This is a genomic window from Roseburia sp. 1XD42-69, assembly GCF_003612565.1.
In the GTDB taxonomy this organism is placed as follows: domain Bacteria; phylum Bacillota; class Clostridia; order Lachnospirales; family Lachnospiraceae; genus Roseburia_B.
The window spans coordinates 18676-29162 of record NZ_RAZG01000051.1; the positions used below are offsets into that span (position 1 = coordinate 18676).

Here is a 10487-nt window from a genome sequence, read left to right on the forward strand (position 1 = left end):
CTGTTAATAAAAAACTTGATGCATCACTCGATTTTGCCGATAAAGCGGTAGTATATCTCAATTTCCTGTTCCTTTGTGCCATCCTCCATTTTGACCGCATCATGGACTACTATTTTTTCAATCAGCGTGTTTAGAAGCGGTGCTGTCAGTTCCGTAGGATAAGCAGTTTCCCTGATATAAGAAATCCATTTTTCCGCATCAGTGGAAGTCTGCCTTGTTTCGTTCAGCTTAGCCTTTAATACATTGAGCTGTTCGTCAAGCTGCGCCTGTTCGTCCTGATATTTTGCAGAGAGCATATTGAAATTGTATTCTGTGATGCGTCCTGCCACCCAGTCCTCATACAGCCTTGTGAATAAATTATCTAATTCTGCCCTTCGTTTTTCCGCACACTTCAGGTCATTTTCCTGTTTTTTACGGATAGCGCCGGACTCCCTGTCGCCTGCGTTCAGCAGCTTCTTCAACAGTTTTTCTTCGTCCGTATGAGCCTGCTTTGACCAGTACTGCAATCTTGACAGGACATATGCATAGAGTGTGTCATAATGTATATGGTGGTTGCTGCAGTATCCTTTTCCGTACATACTGTATTTGCCGCATTTATAGTAGCCGTATGTTCCATCTTTCCGTTTATGGGTAGCATAAGTCAGCGCCCAACCACAGCCGGAGCATTTTAGCAGCCCTGCGAATACCTGTGTTGTAAAGTCCTTTTTCTCCCTGCGCCTTGACGCCAGTTGTCCCTGCACATTGTCGAAATCCGATTTTGATATGATCGGTTCATGCGTCCCCTCAACCGTCAGCCATTCGCTTCTGTCCCTGTACACGCGGCGTTTACTTTTAAAAGATGCCTTTGTCTGCCTGTAATGGACGGAATTGCCGATATAGGTTTCGTCTTTTAAGATACTCTTTACCTGACCAATGTTCCATTCCCATGCCTTTTCTTCCGGCGCATCTGCATAGATGTTTGAAAATGTGCCAAACCGTTTATAATTAAGGTAGCTGGGCGTAGGGACTCTATCCGCAATAAGGAGCTTCATGATTTTTGAAGCGCCGTTTCCAAGGAGAGCAAGCTCAAAAATCTTTTTCACAATCCATCTTGTTTCCTCGTCAATCATCAGTTTGTTTTTTATATCAGGGTTCTTTTTGTAGCCTATCGGGGCATATGCACAGGTATGTTCGCCTGCGCGGAATTTGGCATTCATGGAGGTCTTTATTTTGCGGCTGGTGTCTTTGGCAAACCATTCATTGAACAGGTTTTTAAACGGAACAAAGTCACTCAATCCCTTTTCTGTGTCCTCACCGTCGGAAACCGCTATGTAGCGGACTTTCTTTTCAGGAGAATAATATTCCAGATAATAGTCCATCATAACGTGTTCCCTGCCAAAACGGGATAAATCTTTTGTAATAATGCAGTTGACTCTGCCGGATTCAATGTCGTCCATCATTTTCTGGAACGAGGGACGCTCGAAATTTGTCCCGCTCCATCCGTCGTCCACGTACTCATCAACTACATGAAATCCGTTTTCCCTTGCAAACTGTGTCAAAATGGTTCTCTACGTTTCAATGCTCACGCTGTCGCCGTAATTATCATCATCGCGGCTTAACCTCATATAAATTGCTGTATTGATATTTGGCTGTTTCATATAATCTCCTTTCATGAAACAACCCACGCTTACAATACCTACAAGTATATCATTTTCGTGGGTGTTTCTCAACGGTTCTTTTTATAAATTTAGCTAGGAAACTTCTTGTTTTTCATGCTGTTTTGCTTCGTGGATTATGAGGTTCTCCATAAGGTTTTCTAATGTCTTTCCATTATCGGGAAAATGCTCTGATATGATTATCCTCACATTACCGTACTCAAAATAGCCGGAATTTACATTGCTGTCTGATTTTTCCATATATCTCCTCCAATTCTCTTTTATTGGAAAATGGTTTGTGCTATACTCATTCTTTAGCAGTACCAACTTCCGTGATATTGAAATATCATTTTCAGTTTAAAGAAAAGCAGACAGAACCACATTGAGCGCGGACTGACTGCTGATTGACTAAAAATGGAAAAGGAGTATTAAGACCATGGAGCGTCTTGATTTTTGTTCTGTTATGGGTATCATGTGCAGTTATATAAGTGAAGACAGATGCGTAAGCCAGATTGATTTTCTGTATATGCTGTTTGATGATTATTTCCAAAATGGCGATACGGATAATTTTGTTCTGGATAACGGGCTTGTCTGCCGATGGATAAACGGTCAGGCAAAAGTAAGCCCGAAGATTACGGGATATTATATTTCTGATAAAAAGGGCAGGAATGATTTTGTTGATAATTTTGAGGAAAATATACCCCTGCTGTTTTATGATACAGGGTTTGTGATAACCCAAATGCATGATTTACTGGTGCAGGATAATTCAATATCAGAAATGCAACGGCAAAAACTAAACAGTGCATATCCCTGTAATACGGATAAAGCACAGGCAGAATATATTACTGACCTCTTGTTATTCGGTATGGAGCGGAATTTTGTAAAAAGGGATACCAAGACAAAAGAACTGCTTACCGCTGGAAACTTTTCTCCGATGGTGGCAGATTATATATACGAGAATGAAGTGCCAAAACCATGCCGTCATTTCTGCGGGCGTGACAGCGAACTTGACGCACTGCATAAATTACTGACCGACGAGGGAAAGGTGTTTTTACATGGTATCGCGGGGATTGGGAAAAGCGAGCTTGCAAAGGCATACGCAAAACAATACAAAAAAGAGTACACCAATATCCTTTATATTATATACAGCGGCGATTTAATGCGTGATGTTACCGGCATGGATTTTTCTGATGACCTGCCGGAAGATACTGACGATGAACGTTTCAGAAAGCATAACCGCTTTCTGCGGTCTTTAAAAGAGGATACATTAATCATTATTGATAACTTTAATACAACAGCCACAAAGGATACATTTTTATCCGTCATGCTCAAATATAAGTGCCGTCTGCTATTTACCACCCGCAGCAGGATAGAAAGCAGACCTTGTATGCTGATTGAGGAAATCAGTGACAGGAATATATTGTTTGAACTTGCAGGACATTACTATACAGATGCTTGCGATTACAAGACAGTCATGGAGCAGATAATAGAAACTGTGCATTTCCATACTTTTGCCGTGGAACTGTCTGCACGGCTGTTACAGACAGGTATCTTAGAGCCGGAAGAACTTCTTAAAAAGCTTGAGGAAGAAAAGGCGGGAATGTCTGCAACCGACAAGATAGGCATCACAAAGGACGGAGAGAACCGCAGGGCAACTTATTATGACCATATCCATACACTGTTCTCATTGTATAATCTTGATGAAATGCAGACTGAAATCATGCGCTGCCTGTCGCTCGTCCCATTGTCGGGAATCCCGTCAAAGCTGTTTGCATCATGGCTAAGGCAGCATGACATGAACAACATAAATGATTTAGTGGAAATGGGATTTATACAGCCAAAAAGCGGACGCATGATAACACTGCACCCAATGTTACAGGAGATTACCATAACGGATACAAAGCCGTCTGTCACGAACTGCCATACCATGCTTGGTTACCTGCAAAAAGAGGTATTTTGTTATCATGGAATAGATGTTCCATATTATAAGCTGCTGTTTTCCACCACCCTAAACATAAATGATTTGATTGAAGTTGACGATAAAGAATTTTATCTGCGCTTTCTGGAAGATGCCTTTGCATATATGGACAAGTACCATTATGAGGAGGGCATGAAAAAAGTGGTGGCTGAAATTGAAAACCTGTTGAACAACAGCATTATCGGAACAGCCAGCGACAAGGCTCTTTTGTTGGACTATAAGGCGGCTATGGCAGACCAGACTTCAAAAGCCATAAAACTCGAACAGCAGGCGCTTGAACTTATTACAGAGATAAATGCTGACAATGCCCTGTTAGTTTCCAACCTCAACGCAAACATGGGTGCACTGTACCATAAAACCAATAAAAATGACCTCGCAACGTATCATATGGAACAGGGCATTTCAATATTAGAGAAATATGGGCTTATTTACATGAACCAAAGCATAGCGCAGATATGCAATTATGCTGTCCTGTTGCATGACATGGGTGAGTCAGAGCGCGGGCTTTCCGCCCTCCGCAGGTGTGCAAAGACTGTGAAAGAGCATAACTCTGAATTATCGAGTGACTATGCCGCCATGCAGGAAGCGATGGGAAACATTAATCTTGCTTGTGGCAGACTGGACAAGGCAAGGGAACATCTGCAAAAAGCGTTATCAATTTATGAACAGTTGTGGTCTGACGAGCCGCAGCTTATAGAAGCAAAACAGGAGGAAATATTGCAACAGTATGCAGCCGCAGGGTTAGGCATTGGGAGTAGCTTTTTGATATAGCAGCAATTAAAATGTCACAGGCGCAAAAAATAATTGTTGTTGAGGTGAGCGACAGATTGTCGCCCACCTCAGTTATAGATCATATTTATAAAAGAAAAATGCAGGAACCAAATTTGTTATACAATCGTGCAGAACTTATTATATAACCATTTCGCTACACCATCAGAATCATTGCTTTCTATAATTCCGGTAGCGATTGCTTTTAATTCGTCTACCGCATTCTCCACAGCATATGATTCATCCGCTATTTCAAACATTTCAATATCATTTTTTCCATCGCCAAAAGCAACAATGTATTCAATTCCCAATCGCTCTTTTAATTGTAAAATTGCATTTGCCTTTGAAACATTTTGGGGTATAATTTCTAACCATTGTTCCCCACTATAGATATCTGTTTGAAAAATGCAATGATATTTTTCTTTGAATTGAATGTATAGTGGTTCCAATTTTTCGTATGCATCAATACAAGTGAAATAGAAAACATCTCCGAATTCCAGCGCACTATCAAATTCAACAGGTGTATCTCTTACATCCCCCTTACGAGTCAATAAAAATTCAGTTGTAGCACGATTGCATTTATTTACAACATAAGAAAATTTTTCTTTACCTGATATGTAAGCGTAAACAATAGGATAAATGCCTTGACGCAGTATTTCATTCAAAATTTCTTCTTTTTCATTTTGACAAAATACATTTTGTGCAATAATATCAAAAGTATCATTTTGCAAAATGACAGCGCCATTGTATGTAATGATAGGTATTTTGGCATTTAGTCCTTTTGTTGCTTTTGTAGCTGTTAGATATGACCTAGCCGTAGCATAAGAAAAAAGTATCCCATCTGACGTTAATTTATTAATCACTTGGTTAGTATACTCAGAAGTTTGGGCATCACTTCGTAACAATGTTCCATCTAAGTCTGATACATACAGAGTTTTCATAAATTCCTCCTGTTTTCAAAACGCAACATATATTTATATGAAGTTTGTTTACGATACAAACAATAATTTGTCTATATCTTTTGTTTTTTGATTATACCACTTTTATCCTTTATTTTCCACAAAAATATTGGGCATAGAAACCGCCACGCCCTATATTCATTCTTGTTTCAAGAATTTTTTCATTTTTAGTCAATTCATAGTCAATCCGCACTCAATGTATCATCTTCCGATTTTCGTTAGACTAATTTTACACGGAAACAGTACCAGATTGAAAAGTCAGGTACTAATATTGTGAAAATAACATTATCGGGAGGACTAAACGTATGAAAGAACTTAACAGTATCAAAATCATTGCCATAGACCACGGCTACGGCAACATCAAGACCGCAAACACGGTCACGCCCACAGGCATTACAGCCTATGACACCGAACCGATTTTCATGGGTAATATTTTAGAGTACAACGGCAGATATTACCGGATCGGCGACGGACACAAAGAGTTTGTGTCAGACAAATGCATGGACGAGGATTATTACCTGCTGACCATGATGGGCATTGCAAGGGAGCTTCACAGGGAACAGCTTACACGGGCAGACGTACACCTTGCCGCAGGACTTCCTCTCACATGGGTGCGCAGGCAGAGGGAGGATTTCAGGGCATATCTTATGAAAAGCCCCTGCATGGATTTTCGTTTTAATGGAACAGATTACCATATTAACGTTGTCGGGTGCAGCATCTACCCACAGGGTTATCCAGCAGTTGTTGAACATCTTGTGGATTTTAAAGGCACAAACTTACTTGCAGACATAGGCAACGGGACTATGAATATTCTGTATATCAACAACAAAAAGCCTATTGAGAACCGCAGTTATACAGAAAAATACGGTGTCAACCAGTGCATGATTGCGGCAAGAAATGCAGTTCTTGACAGTTTTGGCGTTAAAATTGAGGATTCCATTATTGAACAGTTTTTACGTTCCGGCACAGCGGATATCGGCAGTACTTATCTCGAATGTATTAAAAGAACCGCTACAGAATATGTAAGTAATCTTTTCGCTACCCTGCGCCGTTATGAATACAGTCCCGACCTTATGCGATTATATGTTGTCGGCGGGGGTGGCTGTCTGCTGAAATATTTTGGAAACTATGATAAAGAGCGTGTGACAATTATTGATGATATTTGCGCGATAGCAAAGGGGTACGAATTTTTGGCGTACCATGCGCTTCGTAGAAAGGAGCAGTCATGAGGAACAATATCCGCAGCACTAATTTACGTTTTAATCTCGACAAGGATTTGCAGCGTAAGGCGTGGCAGTATCTACAGACAATGGACAAGGGCACTTTTAAATCGTACAGCAATGCCATCGCCTTATCGGTATGTGATTATTTTGAACGTTACTACCACAGGAAAGACGATCCCTATTTTGAAACAAGGCAGCGCGAGGAACAGTTTGTAGGGCAGATTGTAGGCGCAGTTGAAAAAACTATGGAGAAAACACTCCCATTATTCATTACAGGTCTGATGTCGGGCATTGGACAGACCAAAGTTCATGTACCAGCGCCGTCAGCGGTCAATACAGCTTTAACAGATAATCAGAACAGTGATGAAGATGTGGACTGGGACTTTCTTGGTGAATAATATCATAGGAACTGTCCAAAGCAAAAGTTATGATTTATTTTTTTGCAGTACCTTATGAATAAAAGGGAGATATGTTTATGAATGAGTACCTTAAAAATGAAAACAGCCTTGCCCCGTATATGGTCTTTCCGCGATTTTTGCTGGACGCAGGAATAAATGAAACTGCCATGATTTTATATACATTTCTGCTGGACAGGGCGAGGCTCTCCCTTAAATCAGATAAATGGACGGACGAGTCGGGGCATACTTTTTTATACTACCCTGTCAAATCCCTTGCAGAAACACTTCATAAAAGCGAAATGACCGTAAAAACCTCTCTAGCCGCATTGGAAAAGGCAGATTTAATAAGACGGGTAAAGCAGGGCGCGGGTATGCCAAGCCGTATCTATGTAAAAATACCAGCGGAGAGAGAAAGAAAACTGTCTGTCGGAGGGACAGAATATTATCACACAGAGGGACAGGAAACTGTCTGCCGGAGGGACAGAAAACTGTCCACTATTAAAAATAATGGATATAAAACGAAATATCAAGAAAAAGAATACAGGGATTATTCCTGTCGGGAGAATGAAAGCCTATGAATGACAATAACAAAATAAATATATTTACCCAAACCACAAAATCAGCCGTACCAAATGATGATGAATATATCAACACATCTGACGGTCTTATTTACTGTAAAAAATGCAATACCCCAAGACAAAAACGTGTATCTGCATTAGGGAAAACATATATGCCTGATATTATGTGCCAGTGTCAAAGAGAGACATACGAAAAAGAAGAAGCTGAGCGCATCAGGCGTGAATTTTTGAACGACATAGCCGCCAAACGTTCCGCAGGTCTGCATGACAGGGCTTTATATGAATGTACCTTTGATAAAGACGTGGGCTATAACAGCCAGCAGTCAGAAAAGGCTTATGAATATACGCTCCACTTTCCCGAAATGCTTGAAAAAGGGATTGGACTGTTGTTGTGGGGAGATATTGGTACAGGCAAAACATTTCTAGCCGGGTGCATAGCGAACGCCCTTTTAGACCAGTGTATACCTGTTATGATGACAACGTTTGGGCGGATATTAAACACTCTTACGGGTATGTTTCAGGAAGACAGAAACGGCTATATAGACAGCCTTAACCAGTACAGCCTTTTAATCATTGACGACCTTGGCATGGAGCGCAGTACCGAGTTTGCACTGGAGCAGGTGTTTAATGTGATTGACACAAGGTACAGGAGCAAAAAGCCGCTGATAGTCACTACAAATTTAACACTAAACGAACTCAAAAATCCATGCGGTTTAGTCCGAAGCAGAATTTATGACAGAATTCTTGAAGTATGCGTACCGCTAAAAATCAGCAGCCAGAATATACGGGCAATCAATTGTGAAGCCAATTTTAAAGAAGCAGGAAACATTCTGTCACACCCAGAAAATGACATTAATGTCACATAGAATTAGTGCTGGTAAAGCTACAGATTTAGTTCTGTCAGTATCAATAAAAGGCATTAAATACCTGATTAAATCATCTGTTACTACTTATTCCATTATCAGTACCAATAACGTAAAAACAAATACCGTAATAAGCTGGAAACGGCAGAAAGGGGGCTTTTATGAGCCAGAGTAATATGTCAGAGGAAGAAAAGAAGGTTTTGCAGGCAAAGCACCGTGTAGAGGAGGCGGAGGCGAGAAACCGCGTAAAGGAGCAGAAAGCAAGGACACACAGGCTGATACAGGAGGGGGCGCTTCTCGAAAGTATCGCTCCGTCAGTCAGGGATATGAGCATGGAGCAGTTAAAGTGTGAACTGACGGTATGCTTACGGGGACTTTCGTAGTCCCTTCCCTGATAAGGGCGCACTTACTCACCACCCGATAAATCGGGCGGTGGTATCCCTCCCGCTGGTCGGGCACGTGCGCTCTTGCAGAGGGCTTGTCCTGTTCCGCAGGCGGAACGGACGATATGCAGCCGCCACTTTCACGGATACACACAAGGTTGTGTCAGACCAAGTTTCATTTAATGCTGCATATTCAAAGCAGATAAATTGGCAAAAAAATCAGATATGCAGAATGCACTTCTGATTTTTCCAATCAATAGAATAGCATTTTAAGAAAGGTATACAATTATATGGCAATTTATCACCTTGAAGCAAAAATAATCAGTCGTGGCACAGGACGTTCCGTTGTAGCCGCCTCTGCCTATATGAGCTGTTCCAAGCTGTACAACGATTACGACGGCATAGAACACGACTATACAAGAAAACACGGCTTAGTCCATCAGGAAATCGTGCTTCCGACAAATGCCCCGCCGGAATGGGCAGACAGAGAGAAACTATGGAACGCCGTTGAAGAAGCAGAAAAGACTAAGGACAGCAGGCTTGCGCACGAATTTGTCGTCGCGCTCCCCATTGAGTTGTCCAAAGATGAATGGATTGACCTGTTGCGCCGATACATCAATGATAATTTTGTATCAGAAGGTATGTGCGCTGATTTTGCTATACATGACACAGACGGACATAACCCCCACGCACATATAATTTTAACGGTGCGTCCATTGGACGTAAACGGGAAATGGCAGTATAAAACAGAAAAAGAATACCTCTGTAAACGCAATGGGGAAGAAAAAGGCTTTACCGCTGCCGAGTTTAAATCCGCACAGAAATCCGGCTGGGAAAAACAGTACCAGTATAAAGTTGGCAGGAAAAAAGTATACATGACACCATCCGAAGCAGATACAATAGGATATGAACGTGTATCAAAATATCCTAAGAGTACCAAATACGGAAGGCAGAACCCCATAACCGAACGCTGGAACAGTGACGAACAGTTGATAAAATGGCGTGAAGCATGGGCAGATGTCACAAACAGAATGCTTGCAGAAAAGGATATTGACGAACGGATTGACCACCGGAGTTTTAAAGAACGTGTTGTTTTCCAGATTAAAAGAGCCGCCAATCTTCAGATTATTTTAGCACCATATAAAATTGATGTAGTTCTCCAGCCACATTATCCGGAAACGCTTCTGCACATTACCAGAACGAAAATACTCCCATGCAAATTAATTGCGCAGGAGTATTCTGTATCATCTTATGAAAATGGCAGTTCCTCTTCTTCTATCTGGCAAGCATAAGCTTTATATTTATATCGTAGATATTCATACAAGAGCCCTTTCTCTTTTAAGAAACCCATGAGGGCCAGGATCTCACATCCCAGGAAACTCTGGGCATCCCGGAGGAACTTTCTGGTTTCTTCCAGGGAGCCTTGCTCCGTCTTTCTGTCCGTATAGAAATCAAACCGTTCCTTGTCAGACACTTCCACTGCCGGAGTCTCTATGACCGTGACCCACCGCGCACTGCGGTGCCATTCAATAAAGTCAAAAGGAGTGCCATCCTCATGAATGATCTGTTCCGGATTTGTGAAGGGGCTGTTGCCAGCCTCCACCCAGGAATACAGTTCTCCCTGTTCCAGCCAGTCAAGTGTTCCAGCATAGATTTTTTCGACGGCCTTAAGCTCCCGCTGTAAGCGATGTCTTTTTTTCTTC

10 protein-coding genes and 1 pseudogene are annotated in these 10487 nt (G+C 41.5%); 7 read left to right on the top strand and 4 right to left on the bottom strand.

Going from position 1 to position 10487, the window contains the following annotated elements:
* Positions 1-23: 23 nt before the first annotated feature.
* Entirely contained in the window at positions 24-1541 is a 1518-nt protein-coding gene (locus D7Y06_RS18160) for a DUF4368 domain-containing protein (RefSeq protein WP_243119387.1), read from the bottom strand.
* 189 nt (positions 1542-1730) lie between these two features.
* Positions 1731-1895, bottom strand: coding sequence for a hypothetical protein (locus tag D7Y06_RS26075; protein WP_158591416.1), 165 nt, complete (start codon positions 1893-1895; stop codon positions 1731-1733).
* Positions 1896-2070: 175 nt separating this feature from the next.
* Between D7Y06_RS26075 and D7Y06_RS18165 the strand changes: the two genes are divergently transcribed.
* Complete coding sequence (locus D7Y06_RS18165; RefSeq protein WP_158591417.1) at positions 2071-4383, top strand: NB-ARC domain-containing protein; 2313 nt, start codon at positions 2071-2073, stop codon at positions 4381-4383.
* A gap of 116 nt (positions 4384-4499) precedes the next feature.
* Here the strand turns inward: D7Y06_RS18165 and D7Y06_RS18170 are convergent, their stop codons facing one another.
* Positions 4500-5321, bottom strand: a complete 822-nt coding sequence (locus tag D7Y06_RS18170) for an HAD family hydrolase (RefSeq protein WP_120409143.1) — start codon at positions 5319-5321, stop codon at positions 4500-4502.
* A 323-nt stretch (positions 5322-5644) separates the two neighbouring features.
* On the opposite strand from D7Y06_RS18170, the gene D7Y06_RS18175 reads away from it, so the two are divergent.
* From D7Y06_RS18175 to mobQ, 6 genes and pseudogenes are all read left to right on the top strand, one after another.
* Complete coding sequence (locus D7Y06_RS18175; RefSeq protein ID WP_120409144.1) at positions 5645-6568, top strand: ParM/StbA family protein; 924 nt, start codon at positions 5645-5647, stop codon at positions 6566-6568.
* Entirely contained in the window at positions 6565-6960 is a 396-nt protein-coding gene (locus D7Y06_RS18180; protein WP_120409145.1) for an adenylate cyclase, read from the top strand. The genes D7Y06_RS18175 and D7Y06_RS18180 overlap by 4 nt, the downstream gene beginning before the upstream one ends.
* Before the next feature lie 77 nt (positions 6961-7037).
* A complete protein-coding gene (locus D7Y06_RS18185) occupies positions 7038-7538 on the top strand; it encodes a replication initiator protein A (RefSeq protein WP_243119386.1) in 501 nt (166 codons plus the stop codon).
* The gene (locus tag D7Y06_RS18190) at positions 7535-8404 is read left to right on the top strand and encodes an ATP-binding protein (protein ID WP_120409147.1); all 870 of its coding nucleotides are present in this window, start codon (positions 7535-7537) and stop codon (positions 8402-8404) included. Before D7Y06_RS18185 ends, D7Y06_RS18190 begins: the two co-directional genes overlap by 4 nt.
* A gap of 158 nt (positions 8405-8562) precedes the next feature.
* The gene (locus D7Y06_RS18195) at positions 8563-8784 is read left to right on the top strand and encodes a DUF3847 domain-containing protein (protein WP_330566520.1); all 222 of its coding nucleotides are present in this window, start codon (positions 8563-8565) and stop codon (positions 8782-8784) included.
* A gap of 290 nt (positions 8785-9074) precedes the next feature.
* A pseudogene (gene mobQ, locus D7Y06_RS18200) lies at positions 9075-9872 on the top strand (MobQ family relaxase); the annotation flags it as partial.
* Positions 9873-10033: 161 nt separating this feature from the next.
* Here mobQ and D7Y06_RS26080 read toward each other — a convergent pair.
* A partial coding sequence (locus D7Y06_RS26080) for a hypothetical protein (RefSeq protein WP_158591418.1) occupies positions 10034-10487 on the bottom strand: 454 nt, incomplete at its 5' end.